The 20,956-nt window shown below is 64.7% G+C and carries 18 protein-coding genes; 6 read left to right on the top strand and 12 right to left on the bottom strand.

The annotated features are described in order from the left end of the window. Positions 1 to 51 precede the first annotated feature (51 nt). Positions 52 to 1,431, top strand: coding sequence for an MFS transporter (locus ACWGS9_RS09535; protein ID WP_454505007.1), 1,380 nt, complete (start codon positions 52 to 54; stop codon positions 1,429 to 1,431). Positions 1,432 to 1,590: 159 nt separating this feature from the next. Here ACWGS9_RS09535 and purH read toward each other — a convergent pair whose 3' ends face one another. The 4 genes from purH to htpX form a co-directional block, all read right to left on the bottom strand. Then, positions 1,591 to 3,207: a bifunctional phosphoribosylaminoimidazolecarboxamide formyltransferase/IMP cyclohydrolase gene (purH, locus tag ACWGS9_RS09530; protein WP_454505006.1), complete on the bottom strand. Its 1,617-nt coding sequence runs from the start codon at positions 3,205 to 3,207 to the stop codon at positions 1,591 to 1,593. Between the two features lie 89 nt (positions 3,208 to 3,296). Next, on the bottom strand, positions 3,297 to 5,042 hold the full coding sequence (locus tag ACWGS9_RS09525) for a heparinase II/III family protein (protein ID WP_454505005.1): 1,746 nt from the start codon (positions 5,040 to 5,042) through the stop codon (positions 3,297 to 3,299). A gap of 544 nt (positions 5,043 to 5,586) precedes the next feature. Continuing rightward, positions 5,587 to 6,963, bottom strand: a complete 1,377-nt coding sequence (locus ACWGS9_RS09520) for an RsmB/NOP family class I SAM-dependent RNA methyltransferase (RefSeq protein ID WP_454505004.1) — start codon at positions 6,961 to 6,963, stop codon at positions 5,587 to 5,589. After that, on the bottom strand, positions 6,960 to 7,994 hold the full coding sequence (gene htpX, locus ACWGS9_RS09515; RefSeq protein ID WP_454505003.1) for a zinc metalloprotease HtpX: 1,035 nt from the start codon (positions 7,992 to 7,994) through the stop codon (positions 6,960 to 6,962). The genes ACWGS9_RS09520 and htpX overlap by 4 nt, the downstream gene beginning before the upstream one ends. Before the next feature lie 167 nt (positions 7,995 to 8,161). On the opposite strand from htpX, the gene ACWGS9_RS09510 reads away from it, so the two are divergent. Continuing rightward, a complete protein-coding gene (locus ACWGS9_RS09510) occupies positions 8,162 to 8,383 on the top strand; it encodes a DUF1674 domain-containing protein (RefSeq protein ID WP_454505002.1) in 222 nt (73 codons plus the stop codon). Between the two features lie 485 nt (positions 8,384 to 8,868). Here the strand turns inward: ACWGS9_RS09510 and ACWGS9_RS09505 are convergent, their stop codons facing one another. Beyond that, the gene (locus ACWGS9_RS09505) at positions 8,869 to 9,534 is read right to left on the bottom strand and encodes an HAD-IA family hydrolase (RefSeq protein ID WP_454505001.1); all 666 of its coding nucleotides are present in this window, start codon (positions 9,532 to 9,534) and stop codon (positions 8,869 to 8,871) included. A gap of 171 nt (positions 9,535 to 9,705) precedes the next feature. On the opposite strand from ACWGS9_RS09505, the gene ACWGS9_RS09500 reads away from it, so the two are divergent. Further along, positions 9,706 to 10,575 carry a transglutaminase-like domain-containing protein gene (locus ACWGS9_RS09500; protein WP_454505000.1) on the top strand — a complete coding sequence of 290 codons (870 nt, stop codon included), beginning with the start codon at positions 9,706 to 9,708 and terminating at the stop codon, positions 10,573 to 10,575. Positions 10,576 to 11,044: 469 nt separating this feature from the next. Further along, positions 11,045 to 12,313: a class I SAM-dependent methyltransferase gene (locus tag ACWGS9_RS09495; protein ID WP_454504999.1), complete on the top strand. Its 1,269-nt coding sequence runs from the start codon at positions 11,045 to 11,047 to the stop codon at positions 12,311 to 12,313. A gap of 18 nt (positions 12,314 to 12,331) precedes the next feature. Here the strand turns inward: ACWGS9_RS09495 and ACWGS9_RS09490 are convergent, their stop codons facing one another. Then, complete coding sequence (locus ACWGS9_RS09490; RefSeq protein ID WP_454504998.1) at positions 12,332 to 13,099, bottom strand: MOSC domain-containing protein; 768 nt, start codon at positions 13,097 to 13,099, stop codon at positions 12,332 to 12,334. Further along, positions 13,099 to 15,054 carry an acetate--CoA ligase gene (gene acs / locus ACWGS9_RS09485; protein ID WP_454504997.1) on the bottom strand — a complete coding sequence of 652 codons (1,956 nt, stop codon included), beginning with the start codon at positions 15,052 to 15,054 and terminating at the stop codon, positions 13,099 to 13,101. Before acs ends, ACWGS9_RS09490 begins: the two co-directional genes overlap by 1 nt. A gap of 306 nt (positions 15,055 to 15,360) precedes the next feature. On the opposite strand from acs, the gene ACWGS9_RS09480 reads away from it, so the two are divergent. Further along, a complete protein-coding gene (locus tag ACWGS9_RS09480; RefSeq protein WP_454504996.1) occupies positions 15,361 to 15,633 on the top strand; it encodes an usg protein in 273 nt (90 codons plus the stop codon). A 61-nt stretch (positions 15,634 to 15,694) separates the two neighbouring features. Here the strand turns inward: ACWGS9_RS09480 and ACWGS9_RS09475 are convergent, their stop codons facing one another. Further along, the gene (locus ACWGS9_RS09475) at positions 15,695 to 16,729 is read right to left on the bottom strand and encodes an aldo/keto reductase (protein WP_454504995.1); all 1,035 of its coding nucleotides are present in this window, start codon (positions 16,727 to 16,729) and stop codon (positions 15,695 to 15,697) included. A gap of 40 nt (positions 16,730 to 16,769) precedes the next feature. Further along, positions 16,770 to 17,957 carry an MFS transporter gene (locus ACWGS9_RS09470; protein WP_454504994.1) on the bottom strand — a complete coding sequence of 396 codons (1,188 nt, stop codon included), beginning with the start codon at positions 17,955 to 17,957 and terminating at the stop codon, positions 16,770 to 16,772. Positions 17,958 to 18,080: 123 nt separating this feature from the next. On the opposite strand from ACWGS9_RS09470, the gene ACWGS9_RS09465 reads away from it, so the two are divergent. Then, a complete protein-coding gene (locus ACWGS9_RS09465) occupies positions 18,081 to 18,986 on the top strand; it encodes a LysR family transcriptional regulator (RefSeq protein ID WP_454504993.1) in 906 nt (301 codons plus the stop codon). 62 nt (positions 18,987 to 19,048) lie between these two features. Here the strand turns inward: ACWGS9_RS09465 and ACWGS9_RS09460 are convergent, their stop codons facing one another. From ACWGS9_RS09460 to ACWGS9_RS09450, 3 genes are all read right to left on the bottom strand, one after another. After that, the gene (locus tag ACWGS9_RS09460) at positions 19,049 to 20,098 is read right to left on the bottom strand and encodes an aldo/keto reductase (protein ID WP_454504992.1); all 1,050 of its coding nucleotides are present in this window, start codon (positions 20,096 to 20,098) and stop codon (positions 19,049 to 19,051) included. Between the two features lie 198 nt (positions 20,099 to 20,296). After that, positions 20,297 to 20,698, bottom strand: coding sequence for a type II toxin-antitoxin system VapC family toxin (locus tag ACWGS9_RS09455; protein WP_454504991.1), 402 nt, complete (start codon positions 20,696 to 20,698; stop codon positions 20,297 to 20,299). Then, entirely contained in the window at positions 20,698 to 20,952 is a 255-nt protein-coding gene (locus ACWGS9_RS09450; protein ID WP_454504990.1) for a type II toxin-antitoxin system Phd/YefM family antitoxin, read from the bottom strand. The genes ACWGS9_RS09455 and ACWGS9_RS09450 overlap by 1 nt, the downstream gene beginning before the upstream one ends. Positions 20,953 to 20,956 lie beyond the last annotated feature (4 nt).

Raw genomic sequence — 20,956 nt, 5'->3', positions numbered from 1 at the left:
AAAACATGCAGACATGGCGCCCGACACGGGCGCGGGGCCGAGGGAATCAGCATGGCGGCAGTAGAGACAGTGCAGCGGGCATCGGGGCGCGGCATCTGGGGCTGGATGTTCTTCGACTGGGCGGCGCAGCCTTTCTTCACCGTCGTCACCACCTTCATCTTCGGGCCATATTTCGTCTCGCGCATGGCGAGCGACCCGACCGCTGGACAAGCCGCCTGGGGCTACGGCATCGCCGCCGCGGGCGCGGTTATCGCCGTGCTTTCGCCGGTGCTCGGCTCGATCGCCGACCAGACCGGGCCGCGCAAGCCATGGATCGCCTTCTTCGCCGCAATCAAGATCGTCAGCCTCAGCCTCTTGTGGTTCGCAGCGCCGGGCTCGAACCTGTTCCTGGTCGTGCTTTTGTTCTCGCTGGCTTCGGTAGCGGCCGAATTCTCCACCGTGTTCAACGATTCCATGATGCCGCGGCTGGTGCCGAAGGCCGAAATCGGCCGGATCTCCAACATGGCCTGGGGGCTTGGCTATCTCGGCGGCATGATCGCGCTGATCTTCGTCGTCCTGTTCCTGGCCGGCAATCTGCAAACCGGCAAGACGCTCATCGGGCTCGACCCGTTGTTCGGGCTGGATCCGAAGCTGGGCGAGGACGCGCGCTTCACCGGGCCGATGTCGGCCGGCTGGTATTTCCTGTTCATCCTGCCGATGTTCTTCTTCACGCCGGACGCCACCAAGGGGATCCCGATCGGCCCGGCGGTGCGCGAGGGCCTGTCCGAGTTGAAATCCACTCTGGTGGAAGTGCGCCAGCGCAGCGGCATCCTGCGCTTCCTTCTGGCCCGCATGATCTATCAGGACGGCGTCAACGCGCTGCTCGCGCTCGGCGGCACTTTCGCGGCCGGCATGTTCCACTGGTCGATCACCGAGATCGGCCTGTTCGGCATCATCCTCAACGTCGTCGCCATTTTCGGCTGTTGGATCGCGGCGCGGCTCGATACCGCACTCGGCTCGAAGCACGTGGTGATGATTGCGCTGGTGATGCTGTCGGTCGCCACGATCGGCGTCGTCTCGACCGGGCCTGGCTTCACTTTGCTCGGACTGATCCCGCTTTCGACCGTGGATTCAGGTGGCCTGTTCGGCACCGCGGCCGAGAAAGCCTACATTCTGTATGGCTTGCTGATCGGGCTCGCCTTCGGCCCGGTGCAGGCGTCGTCGCGATCCTACATGGCGCGCAGCGTCACCGCCGCCGAGTCGGGCCGCTATTTCGGCATCTATGCGCTGGCCGGACGGGCAACCAGCTTCCTGGCGCCGTTCATGGTGGCGACCATCACCACCGTCAGCGATTCGCCACGGCTCGGCATGGCGGCGATCATCCTGTTCCTCGGCATCGGCATGGCGATCCTGATGGGGACGCCGTATCCGGCGGACAAGCCGAAGGGGTAGCCTTTTCCTTCTCCCTTGTGGGAGAAGGTGTCGCCGAAGGCGACGGATGAGGGGTGCTCCAGGGAACACCGACGTCTCACTCCGCTGGAACACCCCTCATCCGTCTCGGCGCTATCGCGCCGATCCACCTTCTCCCACAAGGGGAGAAGGCAGAGGGCGCTAATGCCTGAAATGTCGCACGCCCGTAAACACCATGGCGATGCCGTGCTCGTCGGCGGCGGCGATCACGTCGTCGTCGCGCATCGAGCCGCCGGGCTGGATGACGGCCGTCGCGCCGGCCTCGATTGCAGACAGCAGGCCGTCGGCGAAGGGGAAGAAGGCATCCGAGGCAACCACCGAACCCTTGGTCAGCGGTTCGGCGAGGCCGGCCGCTTCGGCCGCGTCGAGCGCCTTGCGGGCGGCGATGCGCGAGGAATCGACGCGGCTCATCTGGCCGGCGCCGATGCCGACCGTCGCCCCGTCCTTGGCATAGACGATGGCGTTGGACTTGACGTGCTTGGCAACGCGGAAGGCGAATTTGAGGTCGGCCATCTCGGCCGGCGTCGGCGCGCGCTTGGTCACCACTTTCAGCTCGAGGTCGTCGACGACGGCGTTGTCGCGGTTTTGCACAAGCAGCCCGCCGGCGACGGATTTGGCAAGCGTGCCGGTGGCGCGCGGATCGGGCAGGCCGGCGGTGACCAGCAGGCGCAGATTCTTCTTTGCGGCGACGATCGCGGCCGCCTCGTCAGTGGCGTCGGGCGCGATGATGACCTCGGTAAAGGTCTTCACGATTTCTTCCGCCGCCTCGGCGTCGAGGATGCGATTCATGGCGACGATGCCGCCGAAGGCCGAGACCGGGTCGCAGGCCAGCGCCCTGGCGTAGGCCACCTTCAGCGTCGCGCCCTCGGCGACGCCGCAGGGGTTGGCGTGCTTGATGATGGCGATCGCCGCCGAACGGGCGGGATCGAACTCGCCGACGAGCTCGAAGGCGGCGTCGGTGTCGTTGATGTTGTTGTAGGAGAGCTGCTTGCCCTGCAGCTGCCTGGCGGTTGCGACGCCCGGCCGCCTGTCGCCCGACAGGTAGAAGCCGGCGCCCTGATGCGGGTTCTCGCCATAGCGCATCACCTGGTCGAGCCGGCCGCCGAAAGCGCGCCATGTCGGGTGCTCGATCTGGAGCGCCTCGGCGAACCAGCCCGAGATCGCCGCGTCATAGGTGGCGGTGCGGGCAAAGGCCTTGGCCGCCAGCTTCTTGCGGAAATCGAGCGATAGCGAGCCGAGATTCATCTCCAATGCGTTGACGACGGAAGCATAGTCGGCCGGATCGGTGACAATGGCGACGTAAGCGTGGTTCTTGGCCGAGGCGCGGATCATCGCTGGGCCGCCGATGTCGATGTTCTCGACGATCGAGGCATAGCCGGCGCCGGAACGGCGGACCTCCTCGAACGGGTAGAGGTTTGAGACGACAAGGTCGATCGGCTCGATGTGATGATCGCGCATGGCCTTGGCATGCTCGGCGTCGTCACGGATGCCGAGCAGCGCGCCATGCACCGAAGGATGCAGGGTCTTCACCCGGCCGTCCATGATCTCCGGAAAGCCGGTGAGCTCGGAAACGTCACGGACCGCCAGGCCAGCCTCGGCGATGGCCTTTGCCGTGCCGCCGGTCGAAACCAGCTCGACGCCGGCCGCGGCGAGCGCCCTGGCGAAATCGATCAGGCCGGTCTTGTCGAAGACGGAAAGCAGCGCCCGGCGCACCGGAACGAGGTCGGGCGCCGGAATGTTTTTTGTGGGCACGGCCATGCGGAGGCCTTTCACGGCTGTTGGGGACGTTGGCCGGCCCTAGCATATGAGCCCCGGAAATCAAGCTCGCAGCCGGATTTGTCCGGAACTCAGTTGTTTTCCGGATAGCCGGCGATGTTGGTGCGGGTCAGCTGCCAGTGAACCTCGGCGACCTCCGAGGCCTTGAAGGCGAGCACGATCTGCCGGCTGCGGCGCGGGCCGCTCAGTCCGGCGAAATAGATCGATTCCTCGACCTCCGGCACCACTTCGGCGCAGCTGAAAACCCAGGTGTCGCCTTGCGCGGCGGCGAGCGTCAGCCGATCGTGGTCGTCCTGCAGCAGGCTGATGTCGGGATGCACGTGGAAGCGCACCGTGACGAAGTCGCGACCGTTGTTGCGGATCGCGGCATTGCCCGGGCGCAGGAAACGGTCGCGGCCGGCAAGTACGTTGCCGTTCGTGGTCAGCTTCAGCTCGCGCTCATGCAGGAAGCCGAATTGCGGGATATAGCCATCGTGGCGGGCAATGAAGCCATGCACGCCCTTCTGGTCGAGGCGCTTGCAGGGCACGTGCTGCGGGCCGCCGATCAGCGGCGATCCCAACAGGTCGCTGACGCGCAGCGAGTGGCTGAAGCGCGCCGATGAGGTGTCGTTGATCGTCGCGGTCGAATGCGCGGCGGTGGCGCGCGCCAGCGGCCGGAATTCCGGGGCGCCGTAAGTGTCGATGCCGGCATTGACGATGAAATGCTGGCGCCCGGAGGAGAGTTCGAAGGCGAGGCAGCCGGCGTGTGCTGCGTTCGAGACGTCGACCGGCGGCGGCAGGCCGGTGTCGGCGATCACCGTCACGCCGCCCATCGAAAGGCGCTCATAGCCGGAATGCGGCGCGTGCAGCAGCGGCGCGCCGGCGGTGTCGTCGTGGCGCATGATGGTGGCGATGCGATCATGGATGGTCGCGCCCATGCCGTTGAAGCGGGCAAGGCTGCCGTCCTGGTGGCGGAAGAAACGCAGCGCCGGCAACATGCGGTCGATGGCGCCGATCAAAGCCGCGGGCGGCGCCTCGGCCTGGTTGGCATAGGTCTGGCGCAACGGCAGAAGGTCGGCCAGCAGCTCCAGCACCGCCATCGGTTTGCGCGAGATGTGGCCGCCGTCGGGCAGGATCTGATGCTCCAGCTCCTCGGCCAGGTGGCGCGTTGCGGAACGCAGCGCCGAGGCCGGTGCCGGCAGGGACAGCGCGGCGAAGGCGAGCGCGATGCGGGCGCGCAGCCTGCCCTCGCCATCCGGCATCTCGCGCGCCATCGAGCGCAGGTAGCGGATCTGCACGGCCAGCGATTTGAGGAAGGCGCGATAGAAGGGAAATTCGGCGCCCTGCAGCACCACCGAGGAATGCTGCAGCCAGGCGATCACCCGCTTGGCCGTCGTTCCTGGCTCCCAGGCGATGCCGGAGATCTGGTTGCCGTGGATCGCGATCCAGTCGGTGACCAGGGCCCTGGCGTTGGCGGCGGCAAGCTCGGTGCCGGTGGCGCGCATGTGGCGCAGCCAGCGGAAGCCGTGCAGCGATTTCTGCCAGCCGCGATTGGGCACGTCGAGCTGGAAGGGCGAGGCGCCGCCGGTCTCGACCAGATGGCCGGACAGCGGGTAGCGGCCATAATAAATCTCCAGCGCGATCTGCGGATCGGCGAGCCGCAAATCCGGCGGAGCGATCAGGACACGTTCTGGCGTGCGCCCGGAATAGCGCCAGCGATAGAGCGGACCGGCGCGCAAACGCCGGCGCGTCTTGCGCCAGAACTCCTTCGCGACAAGCGTCCAAAGACGTGTCGTGCTGCCGGCAACAAGTGCCAATAGCCCTCCTGATTTCCCCATAACCCAAACACAAGCTTATGCGATTCAAGAACTTATGCGAAGGCGGATTTCACCGAAGTGAACCGCTTCACGCCGGTTTGCCCGTGCCGTCCCGAAAAAAGTCAGCGCTTTCGGAGGCATACCGAGTGTGTCGATGATGAAATCGACGCCGCTGGTGGAACCAACGGAGTCTTGACGATGCTTCAAGGCGGACTGGGATTTCAGGTGAGGCCGGTTTGAAACCGGGTCGGCGCTGCCAGGATCTCACCTCTCGTTTCGATGCCAAGGTTCGCGATTGGCCGAAGCCTCCGCGACGTCGTCATCCACGGGCGAAGCGACGCGAAGCGGAGCGCAGACCCGAGGATCCATTCCGTGACCTCAGCCGAAGAGCGCGGCGGAGCAGAATTCTGCGCCGTCGCAACGCTTCGAAGTCACGGAATGGATTCTATGGTCTGCGCCGCGTCGCTTCGCTCCTTGCTTCGCCATAGAATGACGAGGTTCGAAAGCCTCGGCTAATCGCCGAAGCGTGCGATTCGCAACCGGCAACGCTTCAGTGCCAAGAATCCTATGCTACCCGTCTCATCCGGGCCGCGAAGAAGCCGTCCAGTCCTGAAATCGCTGGCGATCCTAAGGCCAGTTCGGCCGGCGTGGTGCGTAGCGTGCCCTCAGATGTGAGGAACGGATCGAGGCCGGTGAACTCGCCCGGGTGGATCGGGTCGTCGCTCACCCCGGGCGTTTCGGCCAGGAAGCCACGATGGAGTTCCTCGCCTTCGATCGGGTCGAGCGAGCAGTTGGAAAAGACGATGCGGCCGCCGGGCCTGACGAGCGTAACGGCGTGAGCAAGCAGCCGGCGCTGGAGGTCGGCGAGCTTTTCGACATCGGCCATGGTCTTGGTCCACGGCACATCAGGATGGCGGCGCACGGTGCCCGTCGAGGAGCAGGGCGCGTCCAGCAGTACGGCGTCGAACAATTGCGCCGGCCGGTAGTCCAGGAGGTCGGTCTGGACGAGATCGGCGGTCAGGCCGAGGCGGTCGAGATTCTGCTTGAGCCGCGCCAGCCGGTTTTTCGAGGTGTCGACCGCGGTCACGCCGGCACCGGCCAGGATAAGCTGGGCCGTCTTGCCGCCGGGCGCGGCACAAAGGTCGGCGACGCGCTGGCCCCTGATGTCGCCGAACAGGCGCGCCGGCAGGCTTGCCGCCGTATCCTGCACCCACCAGGCGCCGTCGGCGAAACCGGCCAGGTCGATAACATTGGCGGAAAGCTTCTCGACGCGCACCGTGCCGGTCGGCAGCACGATGCCGCCCAGACGCTCGGCCCAGAGCGCGGGATCGGCCTTCACCGTGAAATCGACCGGCGCCTCGTGGCGATGCGCGGCAAGGATGGCGCGCGCTTTATCTGCACCGTAGGCGGAGGCCAGTCGCTGCGAAAACCATTGCGGCGCCTCGCTGGTGGCGGCAAGTGCCGGGGCAAGCTCGGCCTGCTTGGCGCGGGCAAGCGAACGCAGCACGCCGTTGACGAGGCCGGAGAAGCGCGTGGTGCGCGGATCGTACTTGGCGTGGGTGACGGCAAGGTCGACCGCGGCGCTGTCCGGAACATCGAGAAACAAGATCTGCGCGGCGGCGACGTGCAGGATATGCGAGAGCGCGGTGGCATTGGGCGGCAGTGGCTTTTCCAAGCGCCTGCCCAGCAGCCCGGCAATGGTCATGCGATGGCGCAGTGCCGTGACCAGGATGGCGCGCACCAGCGCGCGGTCGCGGCCGTCCAGCGCCTTGTATTGCGGATGGCCGTGCTCGTTGTCGGTCAACCCGTCCAGCGGTGTGCGGGCATCGATGACGGCGGCAAGCAGCCGCGCCGCGGCCTTGCGTGCGGCAAGGCCGGCGACGCTCTCGTCACCGGCAGTGTGTTGCGGACCGTCTGAATATCCGCGCCTCGGCGGCGTCACGACCAGGGACCCTTCGACCGGACATTGCGCGGGCCGGTCGGGTTGCGGCCCCAGGGATTGGGTTTCGGCTGCGGCGGTTCGGCAGGCGGCGCGGGCTCCGCCGGCTTGCCCCATGGACCGGGCGGCGGCTCCTCGGGCTGGATGGGTGGAGGAGAAGCCTGGCGCCGGGTGGCTTGCGATGCGCCACCCATTTCGCGCGCCATGTCCTGCAGCGCCGCGATGCGGTTATCCGTGCTCGGATGGGTCGAGAACAGATTGTCCATGCGCTCGCCGGAGAGCGGATTGATGATGAAGAGATGCGCCATCGCCGGATTGCGTTCGGCATCCGGATTGGCAATCCGCTCGGCGCCGCGCGCGATCTTGTCGAGCGCCGAGGCCAGCCACAGCGGATTGCCGCAGATCTCGGCGCCGCGCCGGTCGGCCTCGTATTCGCGGGTGCGGCTCACAGCCATCTGCACGATCATCGCGGCGAAGGGCGCCACCAGCATGGCGACCAGTACGCCGACGAAGCCGAACGGATTGTTGTTGTCGCGGTTGCCGCCGAAGAAGAAGGCGAAATTGCCGAGCATGGAGATGGCGCCGGCGAGCGTCGCCACGATCGTCATGGTCAGCGTGTCGCGATGCTGCACATGGGCCAACTCATGTGCCATCACCGCCGCGACCTCTTCATGGGAGAGCCGCTCGAGCAGGCCCGTGGACGCGGCCACTGCGGCATTCTCGGGGTTGCGGCCGGTGGCGAAGGCGTTGGGCTGGGGATTGTCGATCAGATAGGTCTTCGGCATCGGCAGGCCGGCCCGCTTCGCCAGCGCCTGGACGATCGCGTAATATTCCGGCGCGTTCTTCGCGTCGACCTCGACGGCGCGGTTCATCGACAGCACCATCTTGTCGGCATTCCAATAGCTGAACAGATTGGTGCCGGCGGCGATCAAAAGCGCGATGATCATGCCACTCGAGCCGCCGATCAGAAAGCCGACGCCCATGAACAGCGCCGTCATCGCGGCAAGAAGCATGGCGGTGCGAAGCGTGTTCATCGTTTCATCCGTCTGACGTGGTGGCGGAGAGGGCCAGAGCATCGGACCGAAAAGTGGAACCCGGTTTTCGGGATATTCCAATGCTCATCAATAGGGGTCGATCCTTCTGTCGTCATGGCTATATGATGGGAGACGCCGGTCTCCGTTTCAATCGGCGGGAGTATCACATGACCGAAGAGCCAGGCAAAACCGAAGCTTCCGTTGACGGCAACAAGCCGGAAAAAACGCTGACACCGGAAGCGCAGCGGGCGTTAGCAGAGGCTGATGCTCGTCGTCAAAAGTATCGAGCGGCGGAAGCGCAGTTGCCGAAGGAAATCGGCGGCCGCGGCGGCAAGGAACCCGGGCGCTATGGCGACTGGGAGGTCAAGGGGCTGGCGAGCGACTTCTGACGAGTACCGGTTTTCGAGCGGAAATCTTGGTCGGTAGTCACGCAGTGATCGGTGGTCACGCAGATTGCATGCGTTGGCGATTGGCCGAACGCCTATGAACTTCGTCATCCACGGGCGGAGCAAGGAGCGAAGCGACGCGGCGCAGACCCGAGGATCCATGCCGTGACTTCGAGGCGTTGATATGGTGCAGTATTCTGCCCCGCTGCATCCCTCGGCCAAGGTCACGGAATGGATCCACGGGTCTGCGCTTCGCTCCGCCCGTGGATGACGAAGTTCGTAGGCTTCGGCCAATCACGAAGGTTTGGCTGATTCGGCGAAATGAACGGTGAAAATCTCGCCTGCCGACAAGCCTGCAATCCGTCAAAGTCTCTGTACGAGGGACTAAAGCGCGTCGCGCTGAACCGGATTCAGGCGACGCGCTTTAGGTCTTTGTTTTGATGCATGTCGTTGTCCCAGAACCGCTGCACACTTCTGGGCGACATGCATTAGGCCGCCGCCTGGGTTAGCGACAAAACGATGGAACCATTGTCGTCCACCGCAATGCCGATTTCGTCATAGCTGGCAATGCTGTCGTGCCGCGTCTTCAGCGGGTGGACATGGGTGGCGCTGATCACCATCACCGAGGCGCCGGAAGCCTCGCCCGCCGCGATGCCCGCCGGCGCATCCTCGAAGACGAGGCAGTCGCGCGCGTCGACGCCGAGACGCTTTGCCGCCAAGAGGAAGCAGTCCGGCGCCGGCTTGCCATGGGTCACATCTTCCGCCGTCACCATCATGGCGGGAACCGGAATGCCGGCCGCCTTGATGCGCAGCAGCGCCAGTTCGCGCGGCGCCGAGGTGACGATGGCCCAGCGCTCCGGCGGCAGCGATTTCAGGAACGCGACGGCGCCGGGAATCGGGACGATGCCTTCGAGATCGTCGGCTTCGGCCTTGAGCAGCGCGTCGGCTTCCGCAACCGCGTCTACGCCCGGAAGCATCAATCCGCCGATCGTCTCGATCGCCCGCTTGCCGTGGATCGTCGGCAGGAAGGTGGCGACGTCGAGGCCGCGGCGCTCCGCCCATTTCGTCCACACCCGTTCCGCCGCGGCGATCGAGTTGAGCACCGTGCCGTCCATATCGAACAGGAAGGCGGCGAACTTTGAGCCTGCAAACATCGGATATCCTGGAGAATCGTTTTCGGGGAGGGCGAAACGTGGAACCCAGTTTAGACCGGCCATCACTGGCTGAGAAGGCGAGATGCGGGCATTTCGATTCCGCACGGGAACAACCTCCGGTTCGTTGCGTTGAAGTGGCTGTCTTTCCAAAATTACCAAGGGGGGCATGCGATGCTGATCCGGCTCGGCTACGAAATCGCTATCGAATGCGCGGCGGCGACGCCGATTATCTCGCTGCTCGACATCCATCCCGACCGGCATGCCGACATCAAGCGGCAGACGCGGGTTCTGACCTCGCCTTCGTTGCCGACCCGAACCTATCGCGACCGCCAAGGCAATATCTGCCGTCGTTTCACAGCGCCCGCCGGAAGTTTCCGCATCCTTTACGACGCGGCAATCGAGGACAGCGGCGAGACCGATACGGTCAATGTGCTGGCGCGGGAGACGCCGGTCGCGGAACTGCCCGACGATGTGCTGGTCTATCTGCTCGGCAGCCGCTACTGCGAGACGGATCACCTCAGCAATATCGCCTGGCAGCTTTTCGGGCATTTGCCGCCCGGCTGGACGCGCGTTCAGGCGATCATCGACTACGTCAACAGCCGGCTTTCCTTCGGCTACGGCTATGCGCGCGCCACCCGAACGGCCGCCCAGGCGCATGAGGAACGTGTGGGCGTCTGCCGCGATTTCGCGCATCTGGCGATCGCGCTTTGCCGATGCATGAACATTCCGGCGCGCTACGTGAACGGCTATCTCGGCGATATCGGCGTGCCGGCCGATCCGGCGCCGATGGACTTTTCGGCCTGGATGGAAGTTTTCCTCGACGGCAAGTGGTACACGTTCGATCCGCGTCACAACCGGCCACGCATCGGCCGGGTCGTCATCGCGCGCGGCCGCGACGCCACCGACGTGCCGCTGCTGCACAGTTTCGGCCCGCACCGGCTCACCCTGTTCAAGGTCTGGACCTACGAGCAGGAAGGCAACCGCTTCAATCCTCCGCATCACGGCGTCAACCGGACGGCCAGCGCGCAGATGCTGGCGTAGTCGGATGCGTTCGGCGAAATCAGCCGCAACATCGAAAAGCTGACCGTCAGTCGGTGACCTGGAACTCCAGCACAAACGGAAAAGGCCGCCGCTTCTTGACGAAGCCGGCGGCCTTCCGTGTTTCCGTCCGTGACGCGGCTCATGGCGGCGACCCCTTCGGGTCACCTGCCGCGCATCTCGCGCCTTAACGGGAAGACTGCTTCCCGAAAGTGCAATCCGCTGAGCTCACGTTCTGGAAAACGAAATCACTCGACATCGGATCACCTCCTTTCGATTGGTTGAAGACACCCTCATGATGGGGTGCGTCGCGGCAATTGACAAGGTGCCGCTGCGGATTGGCCATGCCTCCGGTGGTAAATCCTCCGCCCGCGGTGCTTTTGCGCAACATATCGGGATTGCGGTCCCCGGGCCGGTGGACGACAGTGGCGCTTGGGGAATGGGGCGTTCGACATATCGGGAGGAGCCGGGAATGGACGCCGCCGACAGAGCCGCGCGGATCGTACGCAGGGTCGTCGAAACGCTGAAGCCGGGTTTCGCGGTCAGGCTGTGGACAGGCGAGCGGATCGGGCCTGCCGGCGGTCCGGTGCTCGCCATTAACGATCAGGACATCGTCTGGCAGCTTGTGCGGCGGCCAACCTTCTCGACGCTGGTCGAGATGTGGATCTCCAAGACCGTCGACATCGAAGATGGCACGCTGTTCGATTTCTACGCCCTGCCTTCGCAGGGCAAGCTCAAGACGAAGCTCAAATCCCTGCCGAAGCTGGCAATCCTGCGCGACCTGCCGGCGGTGCTGTTTTCGCGAAAACAGATGACGGCGCGCAGCGATCTCTCCGGCCGCAAGCCCTTCGTCAGCGGGTCGAACAAGCAGGCTATCCAGCATCATTACGACATCTCGAATGCCTTCTACCGCCTCTTCCTCGATGAGCGCATGGTCTACAGCTGCGGCTATTTCACGGATTTCGCCAACGGCATCGACCGGGCGCAAATCGACAAGCTCGATTATATCTGCCGCAAGCTCAGGCTGAAGCCCGGCGAAAGGCTGCTCGATATCGGCTGCGGCTGGGGTGCGATGCTCATCCATGCCGCGAAGAATTATGGTGTTATCGGCCATGGTGTTTCGCTGTCCGAAGAGCAGACGAAGCTGGCGCGCGAGCGCATCCGCGCCGAGGGTCTCGAGGACCGGATCGCCATCGACATAAAATCCTACACCGAGCTCTCCGGCACTTTCGACAAGATTTCGTCCATCGGCATGTTCGAGCATCTCGGACTCGCCAATCATGCGACCTATTTCTCGGCTGTCCACCGCTTGCTGAAGCCCGGCGGCATATATCTCCACCACGCCATCACCAGGCGCAGCAAGGGTGACATAAGGAAGACATTGCGCAAGGGGCCGGAATACAAGGCGCTGATCAAATACATCTTCCCCGGCGGCGAGCTCGACACGATCGGCATGACGCTCGGCAATCTCGAGGCGCATGGCTTCCTGGTTTACGATGTCGAGAACCTGCGCGAGCATTATGCGCGCACCTGCCGCCTGTGGGCGGAGCGCCTGCACGCGCGCTTCGACGAGGCCATCGCCGAGGTCGGCGAGCCCAAGGCGCGGCTGTGGCTGCTCTATCTGACGGGTTGCTCGATTACCTTCGAGCGCGCCTCGGCGCAGATTTTCCAGACCGTCGCCACCAGGCGCGCCCGCGGCCCCAGCGGCCTGCCCCCGACGCGGGCGGATTTGTACCGGTAGCGCGGGATACGACCTGCTTCAGTCCATCAAGAGCATCGGCGCCCCGATCTCGACGCGCGCGGGCCTGTCCACCGTGCAATAGACGCCGAGATTGTGGGCATTGTGGCGCACAAGATTGCGCAGGATGCCGGGATCGGTGTCGAAACCGTCCTGGGCGATGATGGTGAAGCCGCAGCGCCGGCAGGGTTCGGAGACGGTGAGCAGCAGATCGCCGACCGCGAGTTTCCTGCCGATCCATTCCGTCTCGGGAAAGGCGCCTTCGACCGGATCCATGTCGACGACGATGTTGGGGCGGAAGCGGCGCGGATCGGGCGTGCCCTCAGGATGCAACGCCTTCAGCCTGGCCAGCGAGGCGGTGGTGAGCAGATGGATCGGCGCCTTGGCATAGCGGGCTTCGGTCCGCGGACCGGCATAGCCAGGCGCCGCGTTTTCCGCGCCGAAGGGACGGATCGAGGCCTCGAAGCCGAGAAAGGCGGATACGGCGCGGTCGCTTTCAGGATCGGGCACCGGCAGCCAGCCGCCGCCGGGAACGGCCACTTCGAGCCGCCATTCCTTGCTCATCGGGGCCTCGCCCAGCCGGGTGCGGATCAGCGGCACCTTGTGCCATCTGGCTTCGCGGTCGGGTCTGGCGATCTCGCCGTCGGACGCATCGACCAGCCCGAACAGCCGGTCGCCGGCCACGGTTTTCAGCCCGACGGAGATGGCGTCAAGCCGCTCGCCGGCGAGCGAGCTCGCCGGATAGCGCCAGAGCTGGCTGACGGTGCCGAGGATTGCCTCGCCGGTCATCAGCCTTTCTTGTTCTGCCGGTTGGCGACGAGGTCGTCGACGACGGCCGGATCGGCGAGCGTCGAGGTGTCGCCGAGCGCGCCGAAATCGTCCTCGGCGATCTTGCGCAGGATGCGCCGCATGATCTTGCCCGAGCGGGTCTTCGGCAGGCCCGGCGCGAACTGGATCTTGTCGGGCGTGGCGATGGCGCCGATCTCCTTGCGGACATGCGAGACCAGCTCCTTGCGCAGCTCCTCGCTCGACGCGGCGCCGGCCATCAGCGTGACATAGCAGTAGATTCCCTGCCCCTTGATGTCGTGCGGATAGCCGACGACGGCGGCTTCGGAAACCTTGTCGTGGCTGACCAGCGCCGACTCGACTTCGGCCGTACCCATGCGGTGGCCCGAGACGTTGATGACGTCGTCGACGCGGCCGGTGATCCAGTAATAGCCGTCGGCGTCGCGCCGGCAGCCGTCGCCGGTGAAGTATTTGCCCTTGTAGGTCGAGAAATAGGTCTGCACGAAGCGGTCGTGGTCGCCATAGACGGTGCGCATCTGGCCGGGCCAGGAATCGGTGATGCAGAGATTGCCGTCGGTGGCGCCCTCCAGCACCTTGCCTTCGCCGTCGACCAGCTGCGGCTGAACGCCGAAGAAGGGCCGCGTGGCGGAACCGGCCTTGAGGTCGGTGGCGCCCGGCAGCGGCGTGATCATGATGCCGCCGGTCTCGGTCTGCCACCAGGTGTCGACGATCGGCACCTTGGCGTTGCCGACGACGTTGTAATACCATTCCCAGGCTTCCGGATTGATCGGTTCGCCGACGGTACCCAGCACGCGCAGCGACTTGCGCGAGGTCTTCTTCACATGGCCGTCGCCGGCGCCCATAAGCGCGCGCAGCGCCGTCGGCGCGGTGTAGAAGATGTTGACCTTGTGCTTGTCGATCACGTCCCAAAAGCGCGACTGCGAGGGATAGTTCGGCACGCCTTCGAACATCAGCGTCGTGGCGCCGTTGGCCAAAGGTCCGTAAACGATGTAGCTGTGCCCGGTGACCCAGCCGACATCGGCTGTGCACCAGTAGATGTCGCCGTCATGGTAATCGAAGACATATTGGTGCGTCATCGAGACATAGACGAGATAGCCGGCCGTGGTGTGCAGCACGCCCTTCGGCTTGCCGGTCGAGCCGGAGGTGTAGAGGATGAAAAGCGGGTCTTCCGCCTTCATCTTCTCCGGCTTGCAGTCGGCCTTAACGGTCGCTGCCTCCTCGTGGTACCAGACGTCGCGGCCCGGCACCCAGCCGGTCTTGCCGCCGGTGCGGCGCACGACCACGACCTTCTCGACCTTGGTGCCGGCCTTGGCGGCGATGTCGATAGCCTTGTCGGTATTGTCCTTGAGCGGGATCGGCTTGCCGCCGCGCAGGCCCTCGTCGGCGGTGACGACGATGGTCGACTTGCAGTCGTCGATGCGCCCGGCCAGCGCATCGGGCGAGAAGCCACCGAAGACCACCGAATGGATGGCGCCTAGCCGAGTGCAGGCGAGCATCGCATAGGCCGTTTCCGGGATCATCGGCATGTAGATGGTGACGCGGTCGCCCTTCTTGACGCCGTGCTTCCTCAGCACGTTGGCGAAGCGACAGACATGCGCGTAAAGCTCGTTATAGGTGATCTTCTTGTCGTCATAAGGGTTGTCGCCTTCCCAGATGATGGCGGTCTGGTCGCCGCGCTTCTTCAAATGCCGGTCGATGCAATTCCATGAAACATTGGTCTGGCCGTCCTCGAACCACTTGATCGATACCTTGCCGTTGAAGGAGGTGTTCTTGACCTTGGTGAAAGGCTTGAACCAGTCGATGCGCTTGCCGTGCTTGCCCCAGAACTTGTCTGGATTTTTCACGCTGTCGGCATACCATTTGAGGTAGGTATCGTTGTCGATCAACGCGTTCTTCTTCCACGCCGGCTGGACGCGGTGGACATGCACATCGGACATTTCTTGCTTTTCCTCCCGAAGCGTTCCGCCGGCTTGACGGCCGGCGGCATCGCGGCGAAGCGGCCACGAATTCGCGGGCATTATTAACAGTTCCGCCGTGACGGCAATATTAGACGTTGGATTCGCGCGGCGGGATGACGCAGGGGCAACTGCGAAATGCTGTCAGCAGTCGACTGCGGTCGCTGCTAAGCATATGTTTTTTCGTGACAAAACCGAAGGCGATCACTAGAATATCAATAGACGAGTAAGCAATAGCGCGCACAATTTCGTGTTGGGAGGAAAGGAGAATCAAATCTGGGGGCTGCAATGCGCGATCATTCCGAAATGGACCTGATGCTCAGAGGCTATGGGCTGACCACGGCCAAGATCCTCTATCACTTTCCCGACCACCCGCATTTGCTGCAAAGCTTCATCTGGCAGGACTACGACATCGCGCCGACGTTCCCGGTGCTGATCCGCTTTATCGAATTCTGGAAGACGAAGCTCGACGGGCCGCTGCATTCGGTGACCTATACGCACCAGAAGCTGATCGCGCCGAACGAGTGGCGGAAGGTGGATGGCGAGTTCGTACTTCACTGAGCGGCGGAATAGCTGATCTCCCCCTTTTGCGGGGGAGATTGGCAGCTTCAGCGCCGGCGCCTCACACCGCCGGCGGGTTCAGCCGGGCGAAGCCTTCCTGGCGCCGATAAGGGAAGTAGGGATAGGGCGCCGTCACCGCGCTCGCTTCATCGAGCGCCTTGATCTGCTCCGGCGTCAACGTCCAGCCGACAGCGCCGAGGTTCTGCCGCAACTGCTCCTCGTTGCGCGCGCCGATGATGACCGACGACACGGTCGGCCGCCGCAAGAGCCAGTTGATGGCGACCTGCGGCACGGTCTTGCCGGTCTCGGCGGCGACCGCTTCGAGCGCATCGATCACCTTGAAGAGATGCTCGTCCTCGACAGGTGGGCCAAAGCTCGCGGTGTCGTGCAGCCGGCTCTTCTCCGGCAAGGGTTGTCCGCGGCGGATCTTGCCGGTCAGCCGGCCCCAGCCGAGCGGGCTCCACACCAGCGCGCCGACGCTCTGGTCGAGGCCAAGCGGCATCAGGTCCCACTCATAGTCGCGGCCGACCAGCGAATAGTAGACCTGGTGGGCGACGTAGCGCGGGTAGCCGCGCTTTTCGGCGAGGGCGAGCGACTTCATCACCTGCCAGCCGGAGAAATTGGAGACGCCGACATAGCGCAGCTTGCCGGAGCGCACGAGGTGATCAAACGTCGACAGCACTTCCTCGACCGGCGTCGAGGCGTCGAAGGCATGAAGCTGCAGCAGATCGATATAGTCGGTGCCGAGGCGCTTCAGCGCCGCGTCGACGGAGCGGATCAGCCGCGAACGGGACGAGCCCCAGTCGGCCGGGCCGTCGCCCATCGGCAGCGCGGTCTTGGTCGAGATCAGCACTGCGTCGCGACGGCCCTTGACGGCCTCGCCCAGCACCGCCTCCGACGCGCCGTTGGAATAGACGTCGGCGGTGTCGAAGAGATTGACACCTGCCTCCAGGCAGATGTCGACCAGCCGGCGCGCCTCCTTCGCGTCGCTGTTGCCCCAGTGGCTGAACAGCGGGCCGGAGCCGCCGAAGGTTCCGGCGCCGAAGGAAAGTGCCGGCACCTTCAGGCCGGAAGCGCCGAGAGGTCGATAGTCCATGATTTTTCTCCTTAGGATGTGGAAGGCGGAATTCGGCCGATCAGCACTGCGCCGTGACCGGCTTGCCGATCGCTCGGCCGCGTTCGAGCCGCAGCGCCATGAGCACCACGCCGAGCGCGGCGAGTGGCACCAGGCCGGCAACGAGGGGGACGGCGCCGAGGCCGGGGCCGTGGTCGATGACGAAGCCGCCGAGCCAGGCGCCGATGGCGTTGCCGAGATTGAAGGCGGCAATGTTGAAGGAGGAGGCCAGGCCCTGGCCGGCACCCTTGGCCTTCTCCAGCACCCACATCTGCAGCGGCGCGACGGTGGCGAAGGCGGCCGCGCCGAGCAGGCCGACGGCGACGATCGCCGCGATAGGCTGATGGATCGCGGCGGTCATGACGAACAGCGCCGCCGACAGCGCGACCAGCGTGCCGATGACCGTCGGCACCAGATGGCGGTCGGCGAGGCGTCCGCCAAGCAGGTTGCCGGCGACCAGCCCGCCGCCGAAGACGAGCAGGATCGGCGACACGGCGGCTTCGGAAAAGCCTGTGACGCGGGTGAGGATCGGCGCCAGATAGGTGAAGGCGGCAAAGACGCCGACCCAGCTCAGCACCGTGGTCAAGAGGCCGAGCAGCACCGGCCGGCGGCCGAGCACGGCGAGCGTGCCTTCGGAGCTCACCTCCTCGTCCACTGCTGCCGGTTCGTCGCGCGGCACCAGCAGCGCGATCACGGCAAAGGCGATGACGCCGACCAGCGTGACGGCGAGGAAGGTGGAGCGCCAGCCATAGGCCTGGCCAAGCCAGGTGCCGAACGGCACGCCGAGGATGTTGGCGACGGTGAGGCCGGTGAACATCAGCGCGATGGCCGAGGCCTTCCTGTTGGGTGCGACCAGGCCGGTGGCGACGACCGAGCCGACACCGAAGAAGGAGGCGTGGGCGAAAGCGGTGAGCACACGCGCGGCCATCAGCGTCCAGTAGTCGGGCGCCAGCGCACAGGCGAGGTTGCCGATGGTGAAGACCACCATCAGGGCAAGCAGCAACGTCTTGCGCGGCAAGCGGCCGGTGAGCGCTCCAAGCAGCGGCGCGCCGACGACGACGCCAAGCGCATAGCCGGAAATGAGCAGGCCCGCCGCCGAGATCGAGACGCCGAGATCGGCGCTGACATCGAGCAGCAGGCCCATGATGACGAATTCGGTGACGCCGATGCCGAAGGCGCCAGCGGTGAGGGCGTAAAGAGCGAGAGGCATGGCTGCGGTCCAGTTGATCAGGAAAGGGACGCCCAATCCCGCGCCCCGACCGGAAAGATCGTGATCCGCCGAGCTGTGAACCAGCCTTGCATTGGGCATATTTTCTGTGAAATAGATTCACGAATGGCAAGGCCCGAAATCAACCGTTCCGGCGAGATCGAAGTGTTCGTCCGCGTGGTCGAGGCGGGCAGCTTCTCGGCAGCGGCGCGGGCGCTGCGCATGACGCCGTCGGCGGTGAGCAAGCTGATCGCGCGGCTCGAGGCGCGGCTTGGCGCACGGCTCATCAGCCGCTCGACACGCCGGCTGCAACTGACGCCCGAGGGAACCGTTTTTTACGACAGCGGCGTGCGGATCCTCGCCGATCTCGATGCGGCCGAGCGCGAAGCCGCGGCGGGCGCGGCACCGCGCGGCAGGCTGAGGGTCAACTCCTATGTGCCGTTCGGCCAGCACCGGCTGATGTCGCTGTTGCCGCGCTTCCTCGAACGCTACCCTGAAATCTCCGTCGAGACGGTGCTGACCGACAGCGTCATCGACCTGATGGAGGAGCGCGCCGACGTCGCCATCCGCGCCGGCCCGCTGCGCGAGTCACGGCTGGTGGCGCGCAAGCTCGGTCAGAGCCGGATGGTGGTGGTCGCGGCACCCGCTTATCTCGAAGCGCGCGGCACGCCGCGGACGCCGGCCGAATTGACCAGCCACAATCTGCTCGCTTTCGGCTTCGTGCGGCATATCGACGGCCTGCCATTCGTGGATGCGAAAGGTGCGCCGATCATGATCCCGATCGCCGGCAACGCGATGGTCAGCGACGGCGAAGCGATGCGGCTTACGACATTGGCGGGAGCGGGCATCGCGAGGCTGGCACGCTGGCACGTCGAGCCCGATATCGCCGCCGGGCGGCTTGTGCAGTTGCTGGAAGCGTTCAATCCCGGCGACGAGGAGCAGACGCATGCGGTCTATGTCGGCCAGGGCAAGCACCTGCCGGCGCGCGTCAGGGCGTTCCTCGACTTTCTTGCGGAGACTGTTCGTCTTTGAAAGGAAAAGCCGCGCATCCAAGGGACACGCGGCTCCCGAAAGTCGGCCTAACTCAAAGACGATCACGCCTTCGGCACGAAAGGCGCCGGCCGTCGTCCGGCGCCCTGCCGCTCCAGCATCCAGCCGGGATATTCGGCGGGCAACGCGCTCACCTCATCGAGCCTGGCGAGGTCGTCGGCGTCGAGCTTCAAACCGGTCGCGGCCAGGTTCTGCTCGAGTTGGTCCATGCGGCTGGCGCCGATGATGACGCTCATCACGAATGGCTTGGCCAGCACATAGCCCAGCGCCACCGTGGCGACGCTGACATCGTGCTTGCTGGCGACCTCGCGCATGACGGCAACCGCCGCCCAGGCGCGGTCCTCGTTGACCGGCGGGAAGTTGAAGGAGGCGCGGCGGCCCTCGCCATTACCGGGCGCGCCCGGGCCGTATTTGCCGGAGAGCAGCCCGCCAGCCATCGGCGACCAGACCATCAGGCCAAGCTTCTCTTCATTGACCAGCGGCACGATCTCACGCTCGAGATCGCGGCCGGCGATCGAGTAATAGGACTGGATGGTCTCGAAGCGGGCAAAGCCTTTGCGGTCGGCAATGCCTAGCGCCTTGGCGATGCGCCAGGCCTGCCAGTTGGAGACGCCGACATAGCGCACCTTGCCGCTGGCGACGAGATCGTCGAGCGCGCGCAGCGTCTCGTCGATCGGCGTCACGGTGTCGGTGCCGTGCAGCTGGTAAAGGTCGATATGGTCGGTCTGCAGCCGCTCCAGGCTGCTGTCGACGGAATCCATGATGTGGCCGCGGGAGGAGCCGCGCTCGTTTGGCCCGCTGCCCATGGCGCCATGCACCTTGGTGGCGACGATGACATCCGAACGCCTGATGCCGAGGTCCTTGAGCGACTGGCCGAGCAGTTGCTCGGACTGGCCGAAGGAATAGACATCGGCCGTGTCGAAGAAATTGACCCCGGCGGCGATCGAGCGGCCGACGATCTGGTTCACGCCTTTCTGGTCGAGGCTGGCGATCAGGCCCCATTGAGCATTCTCGCCGGCGGCGCCGAAGGTCATGGTGCCTAGGCAGAGTTCGGATACGAACAGGCCGGTGTTGCCGAGCTGGTTATAGCGCATGGTGGGATTCCCCGAAGAAGTTTGGAAGACAACAGGGAAATAGGAACGGGGCGTTTCGTTTCAAGCTCCAACCGCTACATAATCGCCTGGCAGGCTCTTCCGTCACGGGATCGTGACGAAGCGCCGAGCCGGGATCGCTTCTGCGGGGACTGGCCGAAGAGAGCTGTGGGCCGCCGCCGCAGGTCGCAGGCGGTGGGGCTAAGCCTCCCAGGGATTGAGCACAGTGACGCCAGTATCCTCAAAATCAGCGACATTGCGCGTAACCACGATGAGGTCGTGGACGAGAGCTGTCGCCGCTACGAGGGTGTCCGCGCTGCCTCGTGTGCGACCTGCGGTGATGCGGCCCCATGCCAACGCAATCTCTTCGGTGACAGGAAGAATGCGGTCTGCGGTATCTCTTCGCAACTCTCGCAGCCAGATATCAAGGCGAGCCGCCCTTTCCGGGTCGACCTTACGCTGTTTGACGATTCCCCGCTCGATCTCACCGAGGGTAATGACGCTAAGGCTGATCGACGCAGGATCGATTGACGCTAACCAGGCGGTAGGCATCGGTAGCCGCCTTTGCACGTCCGAGACAAATTTCGTGTCCAGCAAATACATCAGAGATCGATATCTCGGATCATCGTATCGGAGCGGCGGTTGATTTCCTTGTCAAATTCATCGTCCCAGCCGGGACCGCTCAAAAGATACTCGACGAGCGATTTCTTCTTCCCGGCTAGGCGATCGTAGTCCTCTACGGACAGCACGACCGCTGCCCGTTCGCCGCGAAGCGTTACGGTTTGCGGCCCTTCGGTTCGCGCCCGCTGGACCACTTTCGAAAAATTGTTCTTTGCGTCCTGAAGATGCCAGTTCATGTGC

It is taken from the genome of Mesorhizobium sp. Arg314, assembly GCF_053714275.1.
Note: the sequence above shows the minus strand (reverse complement) of the source record. Positions and strands in the feature narration are given on the sequence as shown.

Bases quoted from the DNA above. Each gene is read 5' to 3' on its own strand.
- ACWGS9_RS09535 (WP_454505007.1), top strand. From the start codon at position 52: ATGGCGGCAGTAGAGACAGTGCAGCGGGCATCGGGGCGCGGCATCTGG.
- purH (WP_454505006.1), bottom strand. From the start codon at position 3,207: ATGGCCGTGCCCACAAAAAACATTCCGGCGCCCGACCTCGTTCCGGTG.
- ACWGS9_RS09525 (WP_454505005.1), bottom strand. From the start codon at position 5,042: ATGGGGAAATCAGGAGGGCTATTGGCACTTGTTGCCGGCAGCACGACA.
- htpX (WP_454505003.1), bottom strand. From the start codon at position 7,994: ATGAACACGCTTCGCACCGCCATGCTTCTTGCCGCGATGACGGCGCTG.
- ACWGS9_RS09510 (WP_454505002.1), top strand. From the start codon at position 8,162: ATGACCGAAGAGCCAGGCAAAACCGAAGCTTCCGTTGACGGCAACAAG.
- ACWGS9_RS09505 (WP_454505001.1), bottom strand. From the start codon at position 9,534: ATGTTTGCAGGCTCAAAGTTCGCCGCCTTCCTGTTCGATATGGACGGC.
- ACWGS9_RS09500 (WP_454505000.1), top strand. From the start codon at position 9,706: ATGCTGATCCGGCTCGGCTACGAAATCGCTATCGAATGCGCGGCGGCG.
- ACWGS9_RS09495 (WP_454504999.1), top strand. From the start codon at position 11,045: ATGGACGCCGCCGACAGAGCCGCGCGGATCGTACGCAGGGTCGTCGAA.
- ACWGS9_RS09490 (WP_454504998.1), bottom strand. From the start codon at position 13,099: ATGACCGGCGAGGCAATCCTCGGCACCGTCAGCCAGCTCTGGCGCTAT.
- acs (WP_454504997.1), bottom strand. From the start codon at position 15,054: ATGTCCGATGTGCATGTCCACCGCGTCCAGCCGGCGTGGAAGAAGAAC.
- ACWGS9_RS09480 (WP_454504996.1), top strand. From the start codon at position 15,361: ATGCGCGATCATTCCGAAATGGACCTGATGCTCAGAGGCTATGGGCTG.
- ACWGS9_RS09475 (WP_454504995.1), bottom strand. From the start codon at position 16,729: ATGGACTATCGACCTCTCGGCGCTTCCGGCCTGAAGGTGCCGGCACTT.
- ACWGS9_RS09470 (WP_454504994.1), bottom strand. From the start codon at position 17,957: ATGCCTCTCGCTCTTTACGCCCTCACCGCTGGCGCCTTCGGCATCGGC.
- ACWGS9_RS09465 (WP_454504993.1), top strand. From the start codon at position 18,081: ATGGCAAGGCCCGAAATCAACCGTTCCGGCGAGATCGAAGTGTTCGTC.
- ACWGS9_RS09460 (WP_454504992.1), bottom strand. From the start codon at position 20,098: ATGCGCTATAACCAGCTCGGCAACACCGGCCTGTTCGTATCCGAACTC.
- ACWGS9_RS09455 (WP_454504991.1), bottom strand. From the start codon at position 20,698: ATGTATTTGCTGGACACGAAATTTGTCTCGGACGTGCAAAGGCGGCTA.
- ACWGS9_RS09450 (WP_454504990.1), bottom strand. From the start codon at position 20,952: ATGAACTGGCATCTTCAGGACGCAAAGAACAATTTTTCGAAAGTGGTC.